The sequence below is a fragment of the Bacteroides sp. 2_2_4 genome (genome assembly GCF_000157055.1).
GTDB lineage: Bacteria > Bacteroidota > Bacteroidia > Bacteroidales > Bacteroidaceae > Bacteroides > Bacteroides ovatus.
The window spans coordinates 13,249-37,343 of the sequence record NZ_EQ973371.1 but is presented as its reverse complement, the minus strand read 5'-3'; the positions used below and the strand labels follow the sequence as shown (position 1 = coordinate 37,343).

20 protein-coding genes and 1 pseudogene are annotated in these 24,095 nt (G+C 46.2%); 10 read left to right on the top strand and 11 right to left on the bottom strand.

The genetic code is table 11. The annotated features are described in order from the left end of the window. The first annotated feature begins 746 nt into the window (after positions 1-746). Positions 747-3,344, top strand: a complete 2,598-nt coding sequence (locus tag BSCG_RS03135; RefSeq protein ID WP_008777295.1) for a helix-turn-helix domain-containing protein — start codon at positions 747-749, stop codon at positions 3,342-3,344. A 28-nt stretch (positions 3,345-3,372) separates the two neighbouring features. Here BSCG_RS03135 and BSCG_RS03140 read toward each other — a convergent pair whose 3' ends face one another. The 3 genes from BSCG_RS03140 to BSCG_RS03150 all read right to left on the bottom strand — a co-directional run bounded on the left by BSCG_RS03140 (position 3,373) and on the right by BSCG_RS03150 (position 5,582). Continuing rightward, positions 3,373-3,993, bottom strand: coding sequence for a lysine exporter LysO family protein (locus tag BSCG_RS03140; RefSeq protein ID WP_008777294.1), 621 nt, complete (start codon positions 3,991-3,993; stop codon positions 3,373-3,375). Next, positions 3,990-4,268, bottom strand: a complete 279-nt coding sequence (locus BSCG_RS03145) for a LysO family transporter (protein WP_004303461.1) — start codon at positions 4,266-4,268, stop codon at positions 3,990-3,992. Before BSCG_RS03145 ends, BSCG_RS03140 begins: the two co-directional genes overlap by 4 nt. Before the next feature lie 402 nt (positions 4,269-4,670). After that, a complete protein-coding gene (locus BSCG_RS03150) occupies positions 4,671-5,582 on the bottom strand; it encodes an SDR family oxidoreductase (protein WP_008777293.1) in 912 nt (303 codons plus the stop codon). 472 nt (positions 5,583-6,054) lie between these two features. On the opposite strand from BSCG_RS03150, the gene BSCG_RS03155 reads away from it, so the two are divergent. From BSCG_RS03155 to BSCG_RS29115, 9 genes and pseudogenes are all read left to right on the top strand, one after another. Next, positions 6,055-7,227: a site-specific integrase gene (locus tag BSCG_RS03155; protein WP_008777292.1), complete on the top strand. Its 1,173-nt coding sequence runs from the start codon at positions 6,055-6,057 to the stop codon at positions 7,225-7,227. Between the two features lie 27 nt (positions 7,228-7,254). Continuing rightward, on the top strand, positions 7,255-8,523 hold the full coding sequence (locus BSCG_RS03160) for a site-specific integrase (protein ID WP_008777291.1): 1,269 nt from the start codon (positions 7,255-7,257) through the stop codon (positions 8,521-8,523). 140 nt (positions 8,524-8,663) lie between these two features. Beyond that, complete coding sequence (locus tag BSCG_RS03165; protein ID WP_004302115.1) at positions 8,664-8,981, top strand: helix-turn-helix domain-containing protein; 318 nt, start codon at positions 8,664-8,666, stop codon at positions 8,979-8,981. Between the two features lie 8 nt (positions 8,982-8,989). After that, positions 8,990-9,301, top strand: coding sequence for a hypothetical protein (locus BSCG_RS03170; RefSeq protein WP_241762175.1), 312 nt, complete (start codon positions 8,990-8,992; stop codon positions 9,299-9,301). Positions 9,302-9,365: 64 nt separating this feature from the next. Next, complete coding sequence (locus tag BSCG_RS03175) at positions 9,366-10,190, top strand: hypothetical protein (RefSeq protein WP_008777288.1); 825 nt, start codon at positions 9,366-9,368, stop codon at positions 10,188-10,190. Positions 10,191-10,475: 285 nt separating this feature from the next. Next, on the top strand, positions 10,476-10,871 hold the full coding sequence (locus tag BSCG_RS03180; protein ID WP_008777287.1) for a plasmid mobilization protein: 396 nt from the start codon (positions 10,476-10,478) through the stop codon (positions 10,869-10,871). Positions 10,872-10,873: 2 nt separating this feature from the next. Further along, positions 10,874-12,100, top strand: a complete 1,227-nt coding sequence (locus tag BSCG_RS03185) for a relaxase/mobilization nuclease domain-containing protein (protein ID WP_241762174.1) — start codon at positions 10,874-10,876, stop codon at positions 12,098-12,100. 12 nt (positions 12,101-12,112) lie between these two features. Continuing rightward, positions 12,113-12,715 carry a hypothetical protein gene (locus BSCG_RS03190; RefSeq protein ID WP_008777285.1) on the top strand — a complete coding sequence of 201 codons (603 nt, stop codon included), beginning with the start codon at positions 12,113-12,115 and terminating at the stop codon, positions 12,713-12,715. Positions 12,716-12,827: 112 nt separating this feature from the next. Next, positions 12,828-12,989: pseudogene (locus tag BSCG_RS29115) on the top strand (transposase); the annotation flags it as partial. A gap of 36 nt (positions 12,990-13,025) precedes the next feature. On the opposite strand, the gene BSCG_RS03195 reads toward BSCG_RS29115, so the two are convergent. The 8 genes from BSCG_RS03195 to BSCG_RS03230 all read right to left on the bottom strand — a co-directional run bounded on the left by BSCG_RS03195 (position 13,026) and on the right by BSCG_RS03230 (position 24,065). Further along, the gene (locus tag BSCG_RS03195) at positions 13,026-13,643 is read right to left on the bottom strand and encodes a hypothetical protein (protein WP_008777283.1); all 618 of its coding nucleotides are present in this window, start codon (positions 13,641-13,643) and stop codon (positions 13,026-13,028) included. A gap of 25 nt (positions 13,644-13,668) precedes the next feature. Then, complete coding sequence (locus tag BSCG_RS03200; protein WP_008777282.1) at positions 13,669-16,032, bottom strand: hypothetical protein; 2,364 nt, start codon at positions 16,030-16,032, stop codon at positions 13,669-13,671. Positions 16,033-16,248: 216 nt separating this feature from the next. After that, positions 16,249-17,952 (bottom strand): fimbrillin family protein, encoded by a 1,704-nt coding sequence (locus tag BSCG_RS03205; protein WP_008777281.1) that lies wholly within the window; start codon positions 17,950-17,952, stop codon positions 16,249-16,251. Between the two features lie 63 nt (positions 17,953-18,015). Beyond that, a complete protein-coding gene (locus BSCG_RS03210; RefSeq protein ID WP_032849795.1) occupies positions 18,016-19,815 on the bottom strand; it encodes a fimbrillin family protein in 1,800 nt (599 codons plus the stop codon). Between the two features lie 34 nt (positions 19,816-19,849). Then, a complete protein-coding gene (locus BSCG_RS03215; protein WP_008777279.1) occupies positions 19,850-20,737 on the bottom strand; it encodes a fimbrillin family protein in 888 nt (295 codons plus the stop codon). 20 nt (positions 20,738-20,757) lie between these two features. Beyond that, the gene (locus BSCG_RS03220; protein ID WP_008777278.1) at positions 20,758-21,645 is read right to left on the bottom strand and encodes a FimB/Mfa2 family fimbrial subunit; all 888 of its coding nucleotides are present in this window, start codon (positions 21,643-21,645) and stop codon (positions 20,758-20,760) included. Between the two features lie 16 nt (positions 21,646-21,661). Then, the gene (locus tag BSCG_RS03225) at positions 21,662-22,756 is read right to left on the bottom strand and encodes a DUF3575 domain-containing protein (RefSeq protein WP_032849803.1); all 1,095 of its coding nucleotides are present in this window, start codon (positions 22,754-22,756) and stop codon (positions 21,662-21,664) included. Between the two features lie 226 nt (positions 22,757-22,982). Next, on the bottom strand, positions 22,983-24,065 hold the full coding sequence (locus BSCG_RS03230) for a helix-turn-helix domain-containing protein (protein WP_008777276.1): 1,083 nt from the start codon (positions 24,063-24,065) through the stop codon (positions 22,983-22,985). Between the last annotated feature and the right edge of the window lie 30 nt (positions 24,066-24,095).

Sequence of the window (24,095 nt, the reverse complement as noted above, 5' to 3'; positions counted from 1 at the left end):
CCATGAAGTAATTAATCATCTTTCTTTTGTCTTGAAACAAAAGAAAGAAGCAAAGAAAAATTCAAGGCTGACTTTTTTCTCCTACTCGCTTCCTTCACTTCGCTAAAGGGCAGAAACTCGCTACGCTCAAACAGTCTGCCCTTCTTAACGCTCCGTTACGGGCGCTCGCCTGATGGAGAAAAAAGTAGGCCGGGGAACCTGGTGGGGTGGGTGTTGCTGCTTGAATGTTCTAGGGTAGGTTTGTGGGGAAGCTGTGCGATATGTCTGATATTGCTTTGGTGAGTCGCTGTTATATCGTTAATAGTTTTATTATATATTGTTCTGCTTTGCTATATTGAGTCGTATAACGTCTGCGATTTTTATATAGCAAAGCTTTTTTATAAGGGGTATAAACCTTTCATAAGTCTCTTTATACTACATAGGCTACATCGGTTATCATTCTATTAGCCTTTTATTCTATGTCCTCTTTTTATATGGTGAGTTTTTTAATAATAAAGCTTCCCACATTGTAAGGCTTCCACCCGCAGGTCTTCCGGCCTCGTTTTTCCGGCGTCAAGCGCAGGTGGTTTCTCCGGCGTTAAAAAGGGCAGACTGTTTGAGCGTAGCGAGTTTCTGCCCTTTAGCCGGAGGAAGCACCGGAGTAGCCGGAAAAACGCAGCCTTGATTCTTTCTTTTTGGTTCTTTTTCTTTCGTATCAAGACGAAAGAAAAAGAATATTCAGTAACTTTACCGAAAATTGGAAAAGCATGGAAAATAATCCGGAACTGCAGCTTGCTTGGCAGTTCATTGAAAATACAGGCACCCATTTATTTCTTACCGGAAAAGCTGGAACCGGGAAAACGACATTTCTTAGACGATTGAAAGAACATACGCCCAAACGCATGGTCATATTGGCTCCGACAGGGATTGCAGCTATCAATGCGGGAGGCGTAACGATTCATTCTTTCTTTCAGTTGTCTTTTGCTCCTTTTGTGCCCGAAACAACCTTTAATTCTTCCCAGACACATTATCGTTATAGTAAAGAAAAGCGGAATATCATCCGTAGTATGGATTTGCTGGTTATTGATGAGATCAGTATGGTGCGTGCTGATTTGTTGGATGCGGTGGATGCAACTCTGCGGAGGTATCGCGATAGGGAGAAACCTTTTGGTGGGGTGCAACTGTTGATGATTGGAGATTTGCAACAGCTGGCGCCTGTCGTGAAAGACAATGAGTGGGAGTTGTTGAGAAAGCATTATGAGACTCCTTATTTCTTTGCAAGTCATGCATTGAAAGAAACGGCATATATGACGATTGAACTCAAGAAAGTATATCGTCAGAGTGATACGTTCTTCCTTTCTTTATTAAATAAAATTCGGGAGAATAAGGCGGATGATGAAGTGTTGAATGAACTGAACCGTCGTTATCAGCCCGGCTTTCAGCCGCAGAAAGAAGAGGGATATATTCGTCTGACGACACATAATAATCAGGCACAGAGGGTTAATGATTGCGAACTGGCATCGTTGCCCGGCAAGGCGTATCATTTTAGTGCCGAGATAGAGGGGGATTTTCCTGAATATTCGTATCCTGCGGATAAACTTCTGACAATTAAGGAGGGAGCACAGATAATGTTCCTGAAGAATGATCCATCGTCCGAGAAACGGTATTATAACGGTATGATTGGTGAGGTGGTAGCGGTTAATGAAACGGGTATTGTGGTGCGTGGTAAAGGGGATAGATCCGAATTTCAGTTGTTGTCGGAAGAGTGGGGGAATTATAAGTATGTGTTGAATGAGGAGACGAAGGAGATCACTGAAGTGATAGAGGGGACGTTCCGCCAGTATCCTATTCGTTTGGCGTGGGCTATTACGATACATAAGAGTCAGGGTTTGACGTTTGAACGTGCTATTATTGATGCACGGAATTCCTTTGCACATGGACAAACTTACGTGGCTTTGAGTCGTTGCAAGACGCTGGAGGGTATGGTGTTGGAGTCTCCTTTGCGCAGGGAAGCCATAATAAGTGATGCTACGGTGGATAATTTCACCAAAGCGGTGGAGCAGAATAAGCCGGGCAGCCAGCAGTTGAATGATATGCAAAAGGCGTATTTCTTTGATTTGTTGAGTGATTTGTTTAATTTCTATTCGATCGATCAGGCTTATAAACGGTTGCTTCGTCTTATGGATGAGGATTTGTATAAGCTCTTTCCGAAGCAGTTGGCTGAATATAAGGCGTTGGCTCCCCATGTTAAAGAGAAGATTGTGGAGGTGTCTCAACGTTTCCGCAATCAGTATACCCGGTTGATACATGAGAGTGAGGATTATGCGGTGAATGAGGAGTTGCAGGAACGGATTCGTTCCGGTGCCGGATATTTTCATAAGGAGTTGGAACCGGTTCGGGCTTTGTATGATAAGACTAATATGCCTCTTGATAATAAAGAGTTGAGAAAGCTGTTGGCAGAGCGTATGCAGGCGCTGGATGGTGCGTTGTGGATTAAGGAGTCTCTGTTGGAAGCTGTGTCTACAAGAGGGAGGTTTGCTATTACGGATTATTTGAAGTTGAAGGCTAAAGTAATGTTGAGCCTTGAAGATGATTCTACGTCCTCCGGTTCTTCGAAGGCTTTGAAGGAGAAGAAAGAACGTAAGGAACGGAAAGAGCGTACACGCAGTGCTGAAAAGGTAAAGGTGGAAGTTCCTACGGATATTCTGCATCCGGAGCTTTATCGTGCCCTGTCTGAATGGAGAACAGCCAAAACAAGGGAGATGAATGTTCCTGCTTATGTGATTATGCAACAGAAAGCATTGATGGGAATTGTGAATCTGCTACCGGATAGTCCAAGAGCTTTGGAGGCGATACCTTATTTTGGAGCGAAAGGAGTAGAGAGATACGGGCTTGAGATTCTGGGTATTATCCGCAAGTATATGGCGGAGAATCAATTGGAGAGGCCGGAGATAACGGATATGTTAATCTCCTCCGGTAATAGCGATGATACAGTAAGGCAACGAAAGACGAAGCTGCAGAAAGAGGCAGAGAAACAGGAGAAAGAGGCGGAGAAGGAGAAAAAGAAGGAGGCGAAGAAAGATACGAAGTTGGTTAGCTATGAAATGTTCCGTCAGGGAATGAATATAGATGAAATAGCCAAGGCTCGTGATTTGGTATCCGGAACCATTGCCGGACATTTGGAGCATTATGTCCGTTCGGGAAAGATCAAAGTGGAGCAGGTGGTGAAAGCTGAAAATATAGCGAAGATTCGCAAGTATTTGGATGAACATGAATACATGGGAATATTCGCTATAAAGGTAGCATTAGGAGACGCTGTCTCCTATGCTGATATCAAGTTTGTATTGGCTGTTTCCGGGCATTAATAAATAAGGTTATTATTCCCGGACAGGGTTAAAGATTACAGAAGAAAGAAACGAAAACGGGAACGCTGATGTCAATCAGAATGCCGTGCAGGATGGCGATGGGAATCATTTCTTTTCCTGAATATCTGGTGATGGAAGGCAGCAGTACATCCATCGAGTTGACTCCTGCTGCTGAAATAGGAGCGAGTTTCCCGAAGTACTTCTTGATGATTGGAGTACCAAGAAGTGCCATCATCTCACGGAAAATATTAGTCAGTAGGGCAATGGTTCCCAGTTCCGTAGCCAGTTGCAGTCCGATGGAGGGTTCTTTGAACTGGGTGATAAGGATGGAAGAGAGTGAATAGTAGGCAAATCCACTTCCCACTGCCATACAGTCGAACATGCTCCATTGACGCAATAGCAAACTTGCCAGGGCGGAGAATAACAGCGTACCGATAATTGTTCCCAATGGAATCAGCAACATTTTAGGGTGCAAATGTGAAACAATGGCTTTCAGGTTCTTATTGGAACCGATGCTGATTCCTACTTGTAGCATTAATGCATAAAGTATGTACATGGAAACTGTGTGCGTATCGAACTCGAACTTATTGAAAGCTCCCATGATACAGCCTACACAAAAGAATACTATAACGATCAGACTTCCTTTCATTGTTCGCCTCCTTTCCTGAAAAATAATTGTAGTACCAAACGGGCAGCAATCAGGCTTCCCAATACACCGGACACAGCAAGAACGATAGCTTGCCATCCGAACTTACCAAGATTGTTCACAATCAGACTATTAGAACCGATAGATACACCGAGAATAAAGAGCAACAGGAATATTGTAAGAGAAATTGTCTTTTCTGTCTTCTGCAGAATACTCCAGTTACGCAATACATAGCCGATGCCGATTCCTAAAAACATGGTAGATATAATAGAGAACATAATTGTATATATTTTGGGTTAGGTTAAACTGATGATTGACAACACACAAAGGAATTTTCAAAGAAGATGTTACATCTGCTTGAAAATCAGAAAAGAATACTGCTGTGACTAACAAAACAAGTCAGCAGGTAGTTCCTGTAAAGAAATAGTAGGGAAATTTAGATGAATCCACTGAACCAATGCACATGCACGCAACAAGACTTACAGAAAATTGGTATTCCTGCAAGAAAAAGAGTAGCGTTATGTAATTGTAATGTTTGATTCATCATTGGTCTTTTTTGAATTTGGTGCAAAGATAGTTATTTATTGCATATTTTCAAAATAAATATGCAATAAATAAAGAGAAAGGAATATCCGGAACGAGATAGATGGTTGTAAAAAGTTGGTTATGTGCTCTTTCCCTTATAATTTATCCCAGTTCGCAAGAATCTCTTTTAACTTTTGGGGCCTGTATCCGAGCATTGTCCGGGCTTTATCAATACTCATCCCACTGAAGCGGGGACGGGGAGTGCTTTCATTCATTTCTTCTGTGGTGGCAGGATGGATAAGAGAACGGTCGAGTTTCATATAATCTGCTACCTGATAGGCAATCTCTGCAATGGTCATGCATTCATCGCCACAGGTGTGGAAGATGCCATTCGCCGTATGTTCTATTAAACGTAGCACTCCATCCGAAACGTCTCCAACATAGGTTGGTGTCCGCCATTGATCGGATACGACACGTATTTCTTGTCCGGCTTTCAAACGGTTCATTACTAGCTGTACAATATTACCGTGTTGTCCCGGCAGTGCCTTGCCATAAACGATTTCTACACGGACAATGGCATAACTGCTGCAAGTTTCTGCCACTCTCTCTTCTCCTTTCCATTTGGTATATCCGTAGTAGTTGACCGGGGCAGGGAGGTCTTTTTCTGTATATAACAGCCCGGCAGTTTCGTTTATCTTTCCATCAAAAACAAAGTCCGTAGATAAATGAATGAACCGGCTTTTGTATTCTTCGCATAAATCGGCCAGTTGGCCTACTGCGGTAACATTGGTAAGATAGGCTTCTTCATGATGCGTTTCGCAATAGTCCGGCACGGACAGAGCGGAGCAATTAATGACTACATCGGGTTGAACCTCTTTGAAGAGATGCCTAACGTCCGCTTCATTCCGTATATCTGTTTCGATGAAACGATAATCCTCCGCGTTATTGGGAAGAATATCCGGATGCAGGGAGCAGCCCGTCAGCTTGTATTGTTTACAAGCAGATAAATCATTTAAAATCTGGCGTCCGGTGAATCCGTTGGCGCCGATAATTAATATCTTCTTCATTAGGTTCTATATATAGATGTTATAGATTATTTCTACAAAAATAAAAAATAATATCAACTACGCAAATAGATTTCGTACTTCCCTTCTTACTTTGCTCCCGATAACGAGATTTATATGAATTGATAAAAGAAAAGATGTATGGAATATCTTAGTCCTACAAAATACGTTTGAAAAGACAAGAAAGCAAATAAAAGTAAATGCGCTAAGTATCAATGCTTTAAGCGATAATTTGAATTTTCCGATGTTTGCTAAACTCACTCTTAAAAAGACATAAAAGACTGTTTCTTGTTTCCGTTTTGTTTCTCGTTTCTCGGTTTGTTTTCTTATCTTTACATCAGTTTTCCGAAGTAAGGGAAGAGAAAGAAAAGCAAATGTCAGCATAGGAAACCATATCTGACATGAACTTTCAACAAGAGGGAGAAAGACCCTCCAATGTAGCAGAATACAAAAACAAAATAACACTTCATACATCATGGCAAGACCAAAGAAACAAGTAAAGCTGAAAGAACCGATTAAAATTCGGTTGAAGTCGCTCGCAGATGGCAACAAGAGTATCTATCTTGACATCTACTATAAGGGAGTGAGGAAGTATGAATACCTCAAACTCTACCTCGTCCCCGAAATCAACCCTGTCTGCAAGGAACAGAACAAGCAGACTATGGCGGTTGCAGAACGCATCAAGGCAGAGCGCATCAAAGCCCTGCATGGTCATGGCATACAAGACTGGGAGACAGTAAAACAAGGCTCGATGCTTCTTACCACATGGATAAAGAAGTATTGTGAAGGTGGTGTCGGCATCAAGAAGTCAACGCTCCATTGCCGTGTGGAAATGATGCACACTGTGGAGAAGTATCTTGACGAGACTAACAAAGGCTTCATTTCGCTTGAAGAGGTCAATGCGGAGTTCTGCCGTGGATATGTGAAGTTTTTGCGAAACTTCCCAAATTCCCATATCAAGTATGGCGAGCCAAGACCTATCAGCGAGAATACGGCAAGCCGATACCTCGGAATGTTCTCCACTGCTCTCAACAACGCTGTGCGACAAGGCATTATCCGCAACAACCCTATGAAAGAACTGGATGCACGTGAGCGCATTCAACCCAAGGATGGCAAGAAAGAGTATCTGACCATTGAGGAACTTCGTACCCTCATGGCTACGGACAGTTACCGCCCAGAGGTCAAGGAGGCTTTCATCTTCGCCTGTTTTACTGGATTGCGATTAAGCGACATGTACCGTCTTGCTCCGATGCACATCTTCAAGACCGCTGACGGAAAGGGCGAATACATAGACATGGAAATGCAAAAGACGGAGAAGCCAGTTATAATACCTCTCTCGGAAGAGGCTAAGCGGTGGTTGCCAAAGCCAAGAGGAAATGATATTCCTTTCTTTGATATACCAACCACACAGACCGTTATAGGCAGAGCTCTCCGCAAATGGGCGGAAGCGGCAGGGATAGAGAAGCATATCTCGTTCCATAGCTCACGGCACACGTTCGGAACGATGATGCTCACTCTTGGTGCAGACCTTTTTACCACAAGCAAGCTGATGGGACATTCCAACATTCAGACCACGGAAATCTATGCTAAAATCGTGGATAAGAAGAAGGAGGAAGCCATTAACCTCATTGACGGTATGTTCACATAAATCATTGACAACAAAACATATAGAGACATGACAATAACTATCAGACAAAAGGCACTTGCCAACGACAACATAAGCTTGTATCTTGACATCTACGATGGTGGCAAGCGCAAGTTTGAATTTCTTTCCCTCTATTTGTTGCCGGAGGTTGATGCAGAGACCAAAGCAAGGAACGAAGAAACATTGCAACGTGCTCACCAGATAAGGGCAGAGCGTATTCTTCATCCAGAGACCATCCCAGAGGTAGGTCACTTGATGATTGTGAAGGAAATCCCCAATGACGAGTCTCCAGAAGTCTTGGACTGGATCCAGACTTACATCGACTGGATGAGCGACAACACAGACTATTCCAAGGCTATTGTTGACCAGTCAAAGTATCTGAAATACCTAATGAGCGAGTTCCTTGCCAACAAGCGCAGACCTCACATCACTCTGAGGAAGTTCGATAAGGCATGGTTCAAGGCTTTCTTCCTTTGGTTGAAGAACGACTATGTACCACAGAAGTATGTACGAGTTGAAGCCAAACCTTTGTGTGAAGGTTCCCTTCACAATGTTCAACAGCGCATAGTGGCGGTATTCAACAAGGCTGTCAAGTTCGGTAAGTTGAAGGCTAACCCTTTCTACCAGTTGGAGAAGTCAGACTGTTTCCCAAAGCCAAAGACATCACACAAGCAGTATCTCACTCCCGATGAACTCAAAAGGTTCATGGCTTCAGATGAGAGAAGCCCAGGGGTTGCAGAGACACAAAAGGCTTTCGGTTTCGCCTGTCTTACAGGACTTCGCATCAGCGACATCAAGGCTCTGCGGTGGAGCGACATCAAGAGAAACAAGGAAACGAACACGCTTGTAATCGTCCAAAAGAAAACCAAGGCTCTCAATGCCGTACCAATCGGCAATACCGCCTTGTCATGGATGCCACCCAAAGGCGATGATGATTTTGTGTTTCACCTTCCTGCTAAGGCTAATGTGGATGCAGCCCTTAAAAGGATAGCCAAAAAGGTGGGCATTGAGAAGAATATCTCTTTTCACTGCTCCCGACATACATTCGGAATTTTGGTACAGGCGGTTACTGGTAACATTGAGACTACCAAGAAACTGATGGGACACAAGTCGCTCAAATCCACCGCCATCTATGCAGATGTGCTGACGAATGAAAAGGTCAAGGCTGTTGACAACACGAAGAAAGCCTTTCGAAGTCGCAAACAACGTGAGGAGAACAAGCAAATACCGAGGACAAAGCGGACAGCAGCCACCAACACCCATCCACGCAGAATAACTTTTTTACAGGATAACAAGTAAACAGAACTTTTCAGGATAACAACCAGTTAATTTCACTTTTGTAGTCCCCATATTTCGGGCAGGGATTTCTCTCTGCCTTAGGGGACTACACTTCCAAAACAAGCAGTACAATAAATCACAAACAATTAAATTACAGGATAATGAACAAAACTATCGACACCGAGACTCTTCTTTTGAAGGTAGAGTCACATGAGCACCGCATTGGCATAATGGAGAACCTTCTCCGTGATGCCAAGCAAGTATTGACACTGGAGGAAGCTGCCTTATTCATGGGCATATCAAAGAGCAGTCTCTACAAGATGACACACAAGCATGAACTTCCGTTCTTCCGTCCCAACGGCAAGATTATATACTTTGAAAAGTCCGAACTCTTGAACTGGATGCGCCAGAACCGCAGTATGTCCGAGGCTGAGACCAAGGCTGCAGCGACCAAGCACATGAGTGAACTTTGTAAATAGACATGGCGATGATGAAGGACGATATTTCCCAAGAGGAGTACAGAAGCAAGTTGGCAAATGTCGCTGACCTTGCCGTGAGCTACATCAATACTGGCAACGGCTACTTTCGGATGCGTGATGCTTTCAACGGACTTGCCGAGCAATGCGGAGCCAACAAGGGCATCAATGATGAAGCAACTGTCGGCAGAAGAAAACTTCTTGCCCAGTCTATTTGCATTGAGTGCATTTCACGATTAAGCAGCCATTCTAATGACAGGTTGCAAGGCGAGCTCTATGTTATCGCAGAGGACATTTCCCCAAGGAGAGGACGGCACAGATGATTTTCTCTTTGCCGAGAAGAACAGTCTTGCCAGTTATGGTTATAATATTCAAAATTCACAAAACATGGATAAACAAAAGATACATTACTGCTTCACGCTGTCCGATGTACAGATGGAGTATCTTCGCTGCAAGAAGTACAAGATTGACCGCATGGAATGCTTCATGTCTCTTGCCTCTCTTGCTGAACGTGAAACAACACTTGTTTCTATCAGCAAAACCCAACAAGTGGAAATCTTGTGTGGGCAATGTCTGGTTGACAACACCCAACTTGCCAAACTCTGGGATAAAGACCGCAAGACCGTACCCAAACTGTTACAGGCTATGGAGGCTGTGGGCATTTCCTCTTCACAAAAAGTCGGAGACAACCGCATCATTACCCTGCATTCCCTCTCTGGTTGGTATGTGGACGGAAGATTTGTCAAGAACGGCTTTTCATTGAAGCGCAAAGAGGATGGCTCTGCAATCATCCACACGGAAGTTCCACAAGCAAGAGTAATTGTTACGACAACGGAGGATGATACAAAGTCGGACAAGGAAGATGGGCATACTGCCAATGGAATATCCGATACTGACAACAAGGGCAATTCTTCTACGGCAGATATTTCTTCTTCCCTAAATTCGACTTCATCTAATGACAACAGAAGCGTGAGTAAGGTCGGAACGAATGGCAATCTTTCCGATGCTGTTACTGGTGGAATTACCCCACAACAAAATTACTCCAGACAGTCTGTTGGCAATCCTTCTTCCCTGCAAGAAGCAGATGCCAAACAGAATGAGGGAAAACACAACACATATCCACAGCATCTGGCAAGAGGACAAACACAACAGTCTAACGGTTCTAATGCCAATGGTTACAAGCCTAACGACTCCCATAACGGCAATCAATAGGCATTCAGAGGCTAATGAGCCACTATACCGACAAATCATCCCAAAGGACGATTGACCGCCAGAGGCTACCGCCAAACTGTTATACGTTTAAGCAGCCTTGGGGACGGACGCTGTTAAAAGTGCCGTCATTTTATAGGTACTTTTCGAGAAATCCTTTTGTAATACAGAAGCCGTGTCCGTCTTTCTGTATTCCTAAAAGTTTCTCGGACTACTCGCAGGCTCGCAGTCGTGACCACCTTTGCAAGGTGCTTGTAATCATCCCATTTTAATCAGAGACAAAGACAAATGAGAAAGAAGAAAATCAAAAGGAAACCGCCTACGGAAGTCCATACCTACCGATGTACGAAAGAAGAGTTAAAGCAGCTTCAGGCACTTGCCAAGGAGTGTGGAATAAGTCTGAGCCGCTATGTCGTTGAGACTGGTTTGAAGCACCGTCCACGCATGAGGCTCACCAAGGAAGAGGTGGACGCTCTAAACTCTCTCGCCATCGCAAGGACGGATTTGATAAAAATTAGCAACGTGCTATCCAAGAAAACGGCTGAGGAAAAGACTCGGTTCTTCAAGAATGAGAAGTTCATGCGTTGGTGGATTGATGCCGTAGCAGGACTTATCCAACATTGGTATAGCATTGAAGAGAATATCGCAACAAACGTACAGACCAAATCAAAGGAACAATCATGATTATGCTCGCAAAGGTAGTATCGTATGGAGGCAATTCCGTAAGGTACGCATTGGAAAAGGAGAATGCAAAGACGGTCAAGGTGAACAACATTCCAGATGGTCTTGACCCTACCGCCATCTGGTACATGATGAAGCATCATTGTCAGTATCATCAGGCGGAAAGGACGGTGGGCAGAAAGTTGGAAAGGTTCATGACCACTTTTGTACTTTCCCCATCAAAGGAGGAATCTGCCAACTTCACTATGGAAGATTGGGCAAACCTCCAAGACGAAGCATTGGGAGTTTTGGATTCTGTTGGACTTACGCCCAATGGTTTCTCCAATGAGATAAAGACCAATTTCACCAATTCTATGAATGTGGGTGGACTGCACTCTGACTCCAAGTCAGGAACGCTGCACCTTCACATTGACTGCTGTCGTGTGGATATGGAGGGTAACACCAACGATGTGCATGATATTCATCTTCGGGCAATGAAGGCTGCGGAAATCATCAATATGCGGCATGGGTGGGAACAACCGCAGGAAATTCGGGATATGCGGAAAGTGGAACTTGCGGAGGATTGCGAAAACACCCTCAAAGATATGCAACAGTTCAACATTAACAGATACTTCAATCTGTTGCGCATGAAAGGCTATGAGGTCAAACCTCGTTACGACAAGCAGCGGAAACTTGTCGGCTACACTGTCGGCAAGAATGCTTCCGTGTTCAAGGCTTCAGAGATTGGCAGAAAGTTTATGGCATCAAAGATTGAAGACACATGGAAGAAACTGCACCCAACACCAACGCAAGTCAAGACAAAGCCAGCTTCTCCATCCGTTGCCCCTGCGCCTCGCCCAGCTCGTCCTGTCGTTCAGACTCCAACAGCATCACAATCAAAGGCGCAAGCTCAAATTGCACAAACGGCATTCCACATCAATACTGGCGATGAGGTCAAGAAGATTTGGATTCCGAACTCTGTCAAAGATGTCTTTACTAATGAGGTTCAGATTCCAGAGGATAATGATATAGCGACAACAGATAATGTCGCTCATGTAGCGATACTGTTGTTTGCAGGGTACATTGACGCAGCCACTTCCATGTCTGAGTCATGTGGCGGTGGCGGTTCTGCTCCTTCTTCTGGTTGGGGTAAGAAAGACGATGAAGATGACTGGAAGTTTGCCCACCGTTGCGCACAGATGGCTCATGCCATGTGCAAGCCTAAACCACGCAGCAGAAGTTTCCACCGATAAATCAATGATAATATGGCAATCAGAAAAAGCAAGATAAACATAGACACAGAAGAAAGATCCGACTTCGACAACATGATGAATGATGTCGAAAACGAGGTTGAGGAACAGCAAGCCGAGGATGGACTTGTAAACCGTGTTTCTGAGTTGAAGCAGTTAAGTGAGGACATTGATAAGGCTACAAATACCTTTATCAATGCCGCACTTGAACTGGAATCTGCCATTCAGCAGTATCAGCGTGCAGAATCCAAATTAGGTGGTGCTGTGACTACTATCAGCAAAAAGGTTGATACCATCAATCAGCACATAGACAAAGTCTTGGAAAATGCTCCCACAAAATTAAAGGTGTCTGTAAATGTCAATGATGCTGACTGGCAGAAAATCCAAGAACTGTTTGCCAAAGAACGCCAATGGATGACCGCACAGATGCAGACGCATATCCGTGAGGTCAATTCAATGTTTGCTGATGAACGGAAAAAAGTCCGTGAACGCTACAAGGAATATGATGGTTGTTATCTCGGTCACTATGCCCAGTGGTTCTTCTGGTTTTTCTTCACGTTTGGTATCTTTGTGGTTGCAGGAGGTGTTGGAATGATAATTGCGCAGAACTATACATGAGATAGACGAGTTACTGCCTAACATTAAGTTTGCACTTAAAGTTAGGCGATTACTATTATTATCTCGATAACCAATCAACCAATTTTATTGCCTTCTTCGTGCCATAATGTTAAGAATGATGCTGCGCAAGAGATACATTATCGAAACCATAAACAATATGTTGAAGAACATGGCGCAGATTGTACATTCGCGTCACAGGTCTGTGAACGACTTTATTATGAACCTTATTTATGCCTTGGGAGCATATGTTGCTACAATGGCGGTCATGCAATAATGACCGCCATTGTACTATTTCTATTAAATTGTTTTTTTAGATACAGATGTACAAGCCACTGATTTTATATTCTTTTCTTAAATTTTCAATGGCTTCTCCCATCGTGGAACCATCTGAATCTTTACCTTCATCTGGGTCATAACAAACGAATCTATCTTTTTTTACATGCTTTACAGCAATCCAATGTTTATTATTTACCAAGACCAATATATACTTCCAGGTTGTTTCATGGTAAAGGACATCTAAAGCTTGAATTTTCATACCCAGCCTTTCACCTGTTATTCTGCTTATTTCTTCAGATATCAAATTATTTAAAAAACCTCTTTCAAAATTTGAGTTATAACATACCGTAACGGTTCTATCTGTTACATAATCTTTAAATGCAGCGCATATCCCCGATGGCAAAGACATAAGAGTGCCGCTTGATTTATTGCCCAGCAAGTATATGCTTGCCGAAGAATTCGGATACGGTTTAATAATCTCTTTATTCTGATAGTCCTGTATCCGCATATAAACCTCTATGGGACACGTGCCACTTCCCAGATCCACCAAGACCGCATTCAAAGCGAACCCTCCACAGAAATTATTGTGGGTTGGAAATGGAGTTATACAATGTTCAGGTCTATTCTGGTTTAATTTATTCCCAAAACACATTATATTTCATTTTTAATGGTTAATACTAATTCTGTTGTTCTGTATTATTCTTGTTCATAGCCTGGAGAAGTTTCTTGTAGTCTTCCACAAACTTAGATATAGTTACAAATCCTGCTGCCATTTCATCATCGGATATCTCGTCCATGATGGTACTCTTGTCTGCTGGTGTCGCTTGCAGATAGTAACCGATAATCTGAGGAGTGGTAATCTTGATGTTGAAACTCTTGTCCGTGGAGCTGGTGTGGATGCCAGAAGAACCGAATGAAGAACTGCTACTTTTTGCACCGCTGAAAAGCAGGAAGCCGCCGCCATGTGAGACATGCTCTTCCATGGTAGCCGAGAAGGTATTCGAGAGCTGGTCGCTAGTAGCCACTTGGATGGAAATGTCTTTGGCGACGAGCATGGCCACAGGATAACAGGGTAGGATATGGCTGCGGCTCATGTCTGAAAGCCTTTCTTCTGTAATTTCACTGTAATCTTTTATTGGAGACACACGTGAGGTGGACACGTTAAACATATCCTTGGTCAAGACAAAAATCCCAGGATTAAACCATTCTCTCTCGATGCCCACTTTTGCCACATTCATTCCGACCCGAACAGACGTATTTTGAGAGTGGCATAGCTCTGCAAAGGTCGAAGAATTCGTTTCTTTCTTCCCTGAGTAACCTGCGAACCATAAACTGGCACCGTATGGGCTGTTTGAAGCAGACGAGTGGCTGTTGCTTTCCTTGTCTATCTGTGAGGCGGCTACGTCGATTAGTACCTGCGTGAATCCTTCAGGAACAATCGGTGTCTGTACGCTTTCAGTCTCTTTGCCTGAATTTACCGTTTGGGCAACTTTCATTTTCTCCAAGATTTCCTGGATTTCAGTATTAATCCTCTCCAGCTGTTCTTGAATTGGTGGAAGCAGTTGCTTGAGTTGCAGGAGGTTTTTATTTATCGCCTCTTCCAGTAAGACATTGGATAACTGTTGCGATTTAGTTATATAATCGTTTTGAAGTTTTTGGTTTTTTGACAGTATGGCTGTAATTTTATCGACCAAACTGTCTACACTTTGGTCATTTTTATCAAATTTTAATCCGCTTGCCAGTCTGCTGATGATACTACTAGGTACTCCTCCACTGAATATCGGTGCAATGGTAAATGCGGTATCAATGACAGTCTTGACACCTTCACCGTAAGTGCTGATCAATTCATTTTGAGCTTTATTCAAAGCGTCCCTTGCATTTTCGGCGTCATTTTTGTTTTTTTCCAGTTCTTTACTCCTGTCTTCTTCATCAATCAGATTGGTCAGATTGGAGATTTGTGAGGAAAGGGTAATCCTGCGTGCAGACAGATTACGCAATCTCATAGCCAATGACTCCGGGGAATCAAGTAAGTCGGACGGGATGAAGGATGTGTTCAGCAGTTCAAACCAGTTTGTGGGGTTGAATTTTACGGGATAGACAATGCCTCCGTCTGGAGTCAGCCTCTGAATGTTTTCCAAAATCTCTCTGGCCTGCTCCAGCTCCGCGCCTGAACCGCTGTCAAGAACTCCATTGAGGATGTCCATATCGTTGGGGGAGAAGACGGATAACACTTTTGCCCGCTTTTCGTTCAATTCCAAAGATTCTCCTCTTGCAACTGCTTCATACCATTGCAAGTATTCATTGTTGTAATGAATATTGTTTTCCTCTGAAGTATCAGGATAGATTTTTCTTAAAGCTTCTTTTTTCTTGTTTTGTTTTTCAGACCATGCTCTTTCTGCAGCCACATAGTCATCATATAGGCGATAAAATACCTCCTGAAGCGTATAGCTTTTCGTATTTTCGTCACCAAAATCATAAGGATATTGGGTCAGCAGCAGCTCGCGCAGTTGATTTTTCGCTTTTGCGATTTTTTCGTTCAATTTAGGAGTTAATGTATCCAGAGCCGAACGGTACTGATATGGCAATGTCATGCCGTTATCACCGCCTGTAACGCGACAGGGATCGAAGAGCTTGTTGGCTAAACGCGATTCGTTGGCTTCCACCATCGGCCCTTTTTCCGCATTGTTTTTGTAGTCGTAGGCAAAGTCCTTGGCCGTGAGTGCTTGCCCTGGCAGGGTCAGACAAAGAAACTGATTCGGATTTTCACCTCCGATTACGCTTTCTATCTGATTGTATAGCAAGTCGATGAATGGCTCACTCGCAAGGCTTGCTCCACCATTGTCCTGTATGCTGGATTGGGAATCGCCTTTACTGCCGGACTTGGAGGCTTCATTGGAATTTGTCTTTCCTTTGGAGCCGGTATTCTCCTTTAACTTAGGAGGAGAATCATTATTAATTTCTTGAGAGTCATTTGAAACCACAGGAACAGCAGTTTCCTTTACTTCTTTTTTAGTATTCTCGGGCAAATTCTGTTCGTTCATAGTTTTTACTTTTAATTATTGATTAATACTACTCTAAGAATCATCCAATTTACTATCAATTGAATGTACGAATTTAGTTTGTGCCTGACAAAAATTTGCAGACACAACCACTCTCATTGGTGGATTCTCCGTGTGTTCCATCACGTCCTCCTTTTTTATTGGGGTTATACTTCGGTTAATGTTCGTTGCGGACGGAACTTTTCCGCCCGCAACGGCTTACTGCTTCCTCAAGGTAGGCAATGCTCCTTTAAGTTCGTAACGCCACTCTGAGCCTGCGTTCTGCAAAGCGGTGTTCATGGCATCGACGGCTTTCTGCCAGGTAACGCCAGTGCCGTCCACCTTCGTGACTTCGGTGACGGTGCCTGCCTTTTTGTAGCCGATACCTTGTTCATGATTGTTCTTCCAGTAGCAGGCGGTCACGGTGGTGTAGTTATCTCCCAAAAAGCCGCCGATATGTACATAGCCAGTGCTACTACCCGTACTGGTTACGTTGCCCGTGGCATAGCAGGCAAGGAGGCTGCTTCCTGCGTTCATTCCCACCAGACCGCCGCCAGCGATATTCTTTTTGGGGGCTATTTCTAAGGTCACGTTGCCCGTGGCATAGCAAGCGGTCAGGGTGGCACTCGAATTCGTCTGACCTGCCACGCCGCCGACATCGACCATACCCTTCACTGTGGCAGAGGAACTGCATCCGGTGATGGAACCGCCTATTTGAACACCCACCACACCGCCGACATACACCGTGCCGCTGACGCTGCCCGACACCGAGCAGTTTTCAATGGTGCCCCAGCCAGATCCTACCACGCCGCCAATACTGCCGCCATATATTTGATTGCTTGTTATCTGTACGCCCTCCATCACCACGTTCTTCACCGTACCAGCTCTATTGAGCCAGCCGAACAGACCCGCATATTCGTCATTTGTCGTAAAGGTCAGCCCCATAATGGTATGGCCGCCACCGTCGAAGGTGCCTTTGTATGAGTTGTCGTAGTCTGTGCCTATCGGTGTCCAGTCTTTGCCTGTGAGGTCAATGTCTGTGTCGAGGGTAATGTTAATGTCGCTCTTACCTCCGTTCACTAATTTGGCTATATTCATCAGGCCATCGGCGGAGGTCACGGTGTAGCTACCGTTGCTCTCTATGGTATAGCCCAGGTCTTTTGCCGCAGCGAGGGAGACGGTGTAGGTATATTCACCGCCCGCCTGCCAGTCGGTAGCATTCTTCATCTTATAAACGAAGGTCTTGCCGTTAGTGAAGGTGCAGGTAATGAATGCCGTGCCAGCTGCCACACTTTGCGGGGCTACGATGGCGGTGTAGGTGTTGCTGCCCTTGTCATACGGGGTGATTTCGGCAGGGTTGTCGCCTTCGGTGGAGAGGCCCGTCAGTCGCACGGATGCCAGCCCCTCGGTGTAGTCCGTCAGAACGATGGTCACTCGCGCCGTGCGGTGGGTGAAGCGAAGCGTGGGGCTACCGTAGGTCACCGTCTGCCCGTCGGCTACGATGAGGTCGCTGCCCTCAAAGTCTTTCTGGGTACTTTGGTTGGCTTTTACCTTTACCGCAGGTGGGGTTGTCTCGCCAGCTGTGTAGGGCCACCACGCTGTAACGGTGATGTCGTTGTGGTTGGTCCAGTAGTACGGGTCGGTGGAGGTCAGCGTGGCGCTGGTGGGGTCAGCGGTGGAGGGCGTCACGTTGTACGTCTTCACCGTGCCGTCCATCAGGACTGCCACGCTCTGCACACCCTCCCAATTGCCGTCCGCTGGGGCACGGGTGCCGACGGTGGCTGTCGCGACGGGATTCAGCCCCGTGGCGGTGAAGACGATGGGTGTGCCTTCCGCCCCTTCTGGTAGGAAGCCCGCCTCGTCCTGTGTGCAGGCGGCGAGTGAGAGGGCGAGCGCTGCAAGTGCAAAAAATCTTATCCTCATAATATCTGTTATTTTATTACTCTGGTTTTTTCCGTTGCGGGCGTAACTTTTCCGCCCGACGGTTTACTGCTTCCTCAAGGTAGGCAATGCTCCTTTAAGTTCGTAACGCCACTCTGAGCCTGCGTTCTGCAAGGCGGTGTTCATGGCATCAACGGCGTTCTGCCAGGTTACGCTGGTGCCGTCCACCTTCGTGACTTTGGTGCTTTCCCTATTGTAGCCGATATCTTGTTCATGATTGTTCTTCCAATAGCAGGCGGTCACGGTAATGTAGTTATCTCCCAAAAAGCCGCCGATATGTACATAGCCAGTGCTACTACCCGTACTGGTTACGTTGCCCGTGGCATAGCAGGAAAGGAGGCTTATTCCGTCGTTGAATCCTACCAGACCGCCGCCAGAGATATTCTGTGTGCGGTCTATTTCTATGATCACGTTGCCTGTGGCATAGCAAGCGGTCAAGGTGGCACCAAAAATCGTCTGACCTGCCACGCCGCCGACATTGAGCGTTCCCTTCACTGTGGCAGAGGAACTGCATCCGGTGATGGAACCGTCCCTTTGAGCACCCACCACACCGCCGACGCTCACCGTGCCGCTGACGCTGCCCGACACCGAGCAGTTTTCAATGGTGCCCCGGCTATATCCTGCCACGCCGCCGGCATAACCCAACCTGTGATTGCATGTTATCTGTATGCCATCCATCACCACATTCTTCACCGTACCGAATTTACCGAAATTACCGAGATAGCCGAACAGACCCGCATATTGGTCATTTGTCGTAACGGTCAGCCCCGTGATGGTATGGCCGCCGCCGTCGAAGGTGCCGGTGTATGCGTTGTCGTAGTCTGTGCCTATCGGCGTCCAGTCTTTGCCTGTGAGGTCAATGTTTTTGTCGAGGGTAATGTTTATGTCGGCCTTACCTCCGTTCACTAATTCGGCTACATTCATCAGGCCGTCGGCGTTATAGACCGTGTAGGTATTGGTGTTGCTGTCGTAGATGTAGCCCAAATCCTCAGCTGCGCCGCTCTCGCCGCCACCGTCAACCCAGTTGCCGATGGTGCAACCCTCTAACGTCAGGCCGGTGGCGTTCACCTTGACGGTATATTTATAGCGGGTGCCCGCCTCTAATACGACGTTGTTCTGCGGACGGAAGTAGAAGGTGCCGCCGCCGAGTTTCACCTTGATGAACGGTTTGCCTGCCGCAATGGTCTGCGGGGCGGTTAGTGCCTCGTAGGTGTTGCCGCTTGCGTTGTAGGTCTTGATGGCAGTCGGGTTGCCGTTATCGGCGGACAGGCTCACGAGGCTCACCATGGCACCAGCGACGCTCGTGAATCCCGTGCCGGGCTTCAGTTCGATTGTCACGCGTGCCGTGCGGTGGGTAAATTCAAGAGTCGGGTTGTTAAATTCCACCTTCCGGTTCTCAGCAGAGATGAAGTCGCTGTTCTGGAAGTCAGCCAGTTTGCTTTGGTCTTCTGCCACCTTCACGGCAGGCATCTGTGTGATGTCGGCATTGTTGAAGGGCCACCATGCCGATACGGTAATCGGGTTGCGGCTGGTCCAGTAGTACGGGTCGTTCTCGCGTGAAAGCGTGGCACTCTTGAAATCGGTAGAAGCTGTTACGGTGTATTCCTTTACCGCATCGCCCATCTTGAGTGCCACGGAAGTGACGCCCTGCCAGTCGCCGTCCACAGCGGCACGGGTGGAAGGGGCTGCCTGCGGCGTTGCCTCCACGGACAGTCCGGTGGCATGGATGACTACGGGGTATTCACCTTCGGACAGACGGCTATCGTCAGCCAGTTCGTCCTGTGTGCAGGCGGCGAGGGCGAACAGCAACGCGGTGGCTGCGGGGATAAATAATCTATGCCTCATAATTCTTCATTCTAATCAATTAATTATTAATATCTTACAGGCCAGCATCCACTTCTCCGCCGTTTATATCGTTCCACTTTGCAATGGTGGCTTCGCTGACTTCAAGGACTTTGTTGCGTACCTTGACGGTATAGGTATAGTTGTTGCCCGCCTGCAGTGCGCCTTCGGGCATGGTGAGTGTGGCATGATATTCCTGACCTTTGTAATTCACAACCAACGGCAGGGATGCAACTGTCTGCGGGAAGAGGATGACCGATGACGTGAGATTGCCGTCTGCCAGATTCATGGTCAGTTCTCCGGTCTGTGCCCCGTTGTCTGCGGTGGCAATACCGTCGGCCGTGTTGAACGTACCGGTGAGTAACAATCCGTCCAGCGTGTAACGTTCAGGCTTGACCACGCTGAAATTCACGCCGTCGCCCGCCTCGAAGGTAAGGGTTATCTGGCTCATGCGGTGGTGGAAGGAGTTGTCTTCACCGCCTTTGGCGGTTTTGTCGGTGAAGCTTACTACCGGGTTGTTTTTGTCTCCCGTGGCTCCTGAAGCAAAGAGGAAGTCGATGGCAGGCTGGTTTTGCTGCGCCGTGGCATCGGTCGTGGCTGTGAGGATGCCTCCCGCCGCGTTATACGGATAGTAGGCGCGGAAAGTATGGGTCTTTGCATCTTCGATATAGATAACCTTTCCTTCTGCCTCAAATTTCCCGTTTTTCAGGATGAAAGGCACGTTGCCGTACTGGGAATCGTTGCCGATGTCGGTGATGCCGATACGGTCGCCGGCAGTCCAGGTGGTTCCGCTGGCGCGGGTGGCGGGGGCGATGTTGGCGGTAAACTGGGCGGCCACGGGGTCACCGTTCAAGTTCTCGTTGTCGTTGTTGCAGGCTACCAGTGCGAGGGCGAGCGCTGCAAGTGTAAAAAATCTTGTCTTCATTATATCTATAATTTTATTATTTACAAATCAGCATTTACATCATCACCTTTCACTTCTTCCCAGCCGTTGATTTCGGCTCCGTCCACTTCCATGCCTTCGGGTGTCTCAACCAGCGTTCCGCCGAGGGTCAGCGATTTGCCCTTTCTTGTGTTGAACTCCTTGAGAGCTTCTGTGAGGTCGCTTTTCAGCGTGGTGGGGCTCGGGTTGCCGTCCGCATAGCGGATTTCAGCCGTCAACAGTTGTTCCGTGCCGGTCACACCCAGCAACCGCACCGTGGCTTTCCACTTGCCGGCATCGTCACCTTCGGTTATCTTGGTGAAGGGCAGCACGACATTTGAAGCGGCTCCGTAGGTATCGGTAGCGAAATCGAGTGTTCTGGCTGCACCCGTCAGATGGGCAACAATCTCCGTGATGCGTCTGGCGGCATCACCCGTCGGTTTGACGACAAGCGTCAGTTCGCGTACTTGCTGCTTCATTGCAGCGGTCAGCGGATAGTCCTTGTCTTTCTCGATGCTCACCTGTTTCGTATAGGTGAAGAACCATCCCGGGGCATTGTTCACAAAGGCATCCGTGCCTGCCCGGTTTCCCGTGGCTGCGGCAATGGTGGCGGTGGTACCATTTACCGTGATTCCTTCAGCTGGGTTCCACACCGCAAGGGTGTAGCTGCCCGGAGCAAACAGATGGTCGGGGGCATGGGTGGCGGAAGTCTCCGTACCCGTATAGTCGCCCATGGTGACCGTCCACGTGGCAGGTATGTTGATACCCTCACCGCAGGCCGACCAGTCGGCTGTCACCGCAATTTTCCCATAGTCGGGATGCGGCGTGTCATAAAGCGTGTCCTTCACGCAGGAAGAGAGCAGCACGGCGGCTGCCATTCCCATCATATATATATATTGTCTTGCTTTCATACTCTATTCCTCCGTATTAGAATAACTTCCATACCAATGTCACACCGGCGTTGATGGGGCCACACCAATTTTTTGTCTCGTTGCCACAGCGCACGCGCACACCATCGATGACTTCATATTTTTCGAAATCGGCATTCAGGTAGCCCAAGCCGAGGTTGAAATCAAGAGTCAGTGCCTTGTTCAGCCGTAGCTGATAGCCGGTGGTGATGCCGCCACCCATCAGGTCGCCTTGCTTGCCTGTTTCGGAGATCTTGTAGTTGAACTGTCCGGCCTTGAACATAAGACCGAGATACCAGGCTTTCTTCTCACCCATATAGTAACGCACTTCCGGAGTCACTTCCCAGAGTGCATAGCGGCGGTCCTTGTCGCTCCACGTCCAAGAAGTCCATGAGCCGTTTACGGCAATGCCACACGACGGACAGATGCGCCATTCAAGTCCTAAATCGGGTGTCAGGGTAGCCCAGCGCAATAGGTTGGCACGCAGGAAGAGATGATAATCATTTGTGATTTTAGTATCCGACAGCGTGCCGGCAAGTGCATTTTGTAGAGCATCTTTCTCGGCTTCTGCCTTTTCAGCGGCAAGTCGGGCTTCTTCCGCCTTGCGCTGCTCTTCGGCACGCCGTTCCTGTTCGGCACGCGTCTCGGTTTCTAAGCGTTCTGCTTCTGCCCTGCGTCGCGCTTCCGCTTCCATCGCGGCTGTTTCCTTTGCGGGTACCGTTAGGCGCACGATTACAAAATCACCCCCTGTCGCATGATTGTGGGTAATGAAGTTTTCTTCCTTGATTTTCGCGCGTGTAATCAGTTCTGATTTTACTCGATTGGCACGGATCTTCGCCGTGGCAAGGTTCTCGGCTTCACCGCCCAGCGAATTGCAGTAGCCGTCAACCAGTAGCGGCAACTTGCCGTTAAAAATTGTTGCTTTACTGTTTTCGATACATTCCAATAGGCGGGCAAGTTCAGTGTCATTGCCATTCCAAGGAACGTAGAACATGTCCTTCTGCGGAACGAAGCGGAAGGTGTAGGTTGTGTCTGTTTTCTGCTGCGCAATGACAGGAAAAGTTACCGTCATCAGCCACAGAAACAAGGTAAGAAAAGTGATTTTTCTGCTCATATAAACTTGCATTTATTATCTTTGTCCTCTCCAAAGATAATAAATGTCATTCTATGCCCAAAAGATTAGAAAAACTTTTGCTGTAAAATTTTATAAATAATGTCGTTTGAGCATCTTTTTGTCGAATTAGCACTTTTTGAATTGTCGAATTAGCACTTTTTTGTCGTTTGAGCACTTTTTGGAAATGGGTTTCTGTGACCTTTTCCGATGTTTTTTACTACACAAATTATACCTGATTTGATTTTTTCCATTTGGCAGGCGTACATCCTTCTTTCTCGGAAAATAATTTGATAAAGTTACTTTGGGAAAGAAAACCAGAAGACTCAGCCAGCTTCTGTATATTGATTTCTGGATGCTCCTTCAGTATGTTTTTCGCATACTCCAACCGGAGACTGGTTATCCATTCGCGGAATGTCATTTTATACGTAGTCTTGATATAAGCGGAAAGATAGGTACGGTTCGTATAAAGTATTTCGGACAGTTCTTTTATGGTAAGTCCCTGCTGGACATAGCCGTCTGTCTTTATCCAGTTGTCAACCCTCTCTATAAATTCTGTATAGGACCTAGGAACTTCTTTCTCAGAAACTATTTCATGTTCAGTTTCCGAATTTGTCAGAAGTTCTTCTTCAGATTGTATATCCTGCTCAAACGCATTTTCTACCTGTTCATAGAACAGCAGGTAGTTCTGATAGCTGTAGAAAAGATAGCTGTAGAACGGTATTGACGACAAAATCCAGATAAAAACATATTCGTCTGGCAGAAATGTCAGCAATCCGCATCCGACACCGAAGATAAGTGCCCAATAAGTGAATATGGAAAGCCATTCGATATATGCGCCTATATCATCCGCCTGAGTTTCATTGAAAATCCGAATGGCTCTACGATATGCAATTATGACTCTGCGAGCTAAAACGACTCCAAAAACGACTAACCAGGCAGCTAAAGCAAATAAAGAGAATTTTTGCATGATTCCGCTTGGCAACAGGAACAACACAACTCCGGAAAGAGTTGAAAATATAATCCATAAAATGATATGTGTCCACACACGCCGTTTGGTAATGTAAAAACGATCAAGCAACATTATCAATGCCGAACTGAACAGAGAATAGCACAGAAAGTATGTGGACATGTTCATCAATATGGCAGAATCCGCATTTTTGAATCGGATACCAAAGAAGAAATGTACCGAATAGTTTGCTGAAAGCAGCAACATAGCTATACCCATAATCTGTCGGGAGCGGAGATAATTTGTGAAAATTTTCTTTTCAGGAGTCTTTGCAAACAAAAAATAAAAGCCGAAGAATAACATTAACGGCAGTGCGGTACAAAGTGAAAAACT

Excerpts from the sequence above, each read along its gene's own strand:
- BSCG_RS03135 (WP_008777295.1), top strand. The coding sequence starts at position 747 with ATGGAAAATAATCCGGAACTGCAGCTTGCTTGGCAGTTCATTGAAAAT.
- BSCG_RS03140 (WP_008777294.1), bottom strand. The coding sequence starts at position 3,993 with ATGAAAGGAAGTCTGATCGTTATAGTATTCTTTTGTGTAGGCTGTATC.
- BSCG_RS03145 (WP_004303461.1), bottom strand. The coding sequence starts at position 4,268 with ATGTTCTCTATTATATCTACCATGTTTTTAGGAATCGGCATCGGCTAT.
- BSCG_RS03150 (WP_008777293.1), bottom strand. The coding sequence starts at position 5,582 with ATGAAGAAGATATTAATTATCGGCGCCAACGGATTCACCGGACGCCAG.
- BSCG_RS03155 (WP_008777292.1), top strand. The coding sequence starts at position 6,055 with ATGGCAAGACCAAAGAAACAAGTAAAGCTGAAAGAACCGATTAAAATT.
- BSCG_RS03160 (WP_008777291.1), top strand. The coding sequence starts at position 7,255 with ATGACAATAACTATCAGACAAAAGGCACTTGCCAACGACAACATAAGC.
- BSCG_RS03165 (WP_004302115.1), top strand. The coding sequence starts at position 8,664 with ATGAACAAAACTATCGACACCGAGACTCTTCTTTTGAAGGTAGAGTCA.
- BSCG_RS03170 (WP_241762175.1), top strand. The coding sequence starts at position 8,990 with ATGATGAAGGACGATATTTCCCAAGAGGAGTACAGAAGCAAGTTGGCA.
- BSCG_RS03175 (WP_008777288.1), top strand. The coding sequence starts at position 9,366 with ATGGATAAACAAAAGATACATTACTGCTTCACGCTGTCCGATGTACAG.
- BSCG_RS03180 (WP_008777287.1), top strand. The coding sequence starts at position 10,476 with ATGAGAAAGAAGAAAATCAAAAGGAAACCGCCTACGGAAGTCCATACC.
- BSCG_RS03185 (WP_241762174.1), top strand. The coding sequence starts at position 10,874 with ATGCTCGCAAAGGTAGTATCGTATGGAGGCAATTCCGTAAGGTACGCA.
- BSCG_RS03190 (WP_008777285.1), top strand. The coding sequence starts at position 12,113 with ATGGCAATCAGAAAAAGCAAGATAAACATAGACACAGAAGAAAGATCC.
- BSCG_RS03195 (WP_008777283.1), bottom strand. The coding sequence starts at position 13,643 with ATGTGTTTTGGGAATAAATTAAACCAGAATAGACCTGAACATTGTATA.
- BSCG_RS03200 (WP_008777282.1), bottom strand. The coding sequence starts at position 16,032 with ATGAACGAACAGAATTTGCCCGAGAATACTAAAAAAGAAGTAAAGGAA.
- BSCG_RS03205 (WP_008777281.1), bottom strand. The coding sequence starts at position 17,952 with ATGAGGATAAGATTTTTTGCACTTGCAGCGCTCGCCCTCTCACTCGCC.
- BSCG_RS03210 (WP_032849795.1), bottom strand. The coding sequence starts at position 19,815 with ATGAGGCATAGATTATTTATCCCCGCAGCCACCGCGTTGCTGTTCGCC.
- BSCG_RS03215 (WP_008777279.1), bottom strand. The coding sequence starts at position 20,737 with ATGAAGACAAGATTTTTTACACTTGCAGCGCTCGCCCTCGCACTGGTA.
- BSCG_RS03220 (WP_008777278.1), bottom strand. The coding sequence starts at position 21,645 with ATGAAAGCAAGACAATATATATATATGATGGGAATGGCAGCCGCCGTG.
- BSCG_RS03225 (WP_032849803.1), bottom strand. The coding sequence starts at position 22,756 with ATGAGCAGAAAAATCACTTTTCTTACCTTGTTTCTGTGGCTGATGACG.
- BSCG_RS03230 (WP_008777276.1), bottom strand. The coding sequence starts at position 24,065 with ATGTTATTCTTCGGCTTTTATTTTTTGTTTGCAAAGACTCCTGAAAAG.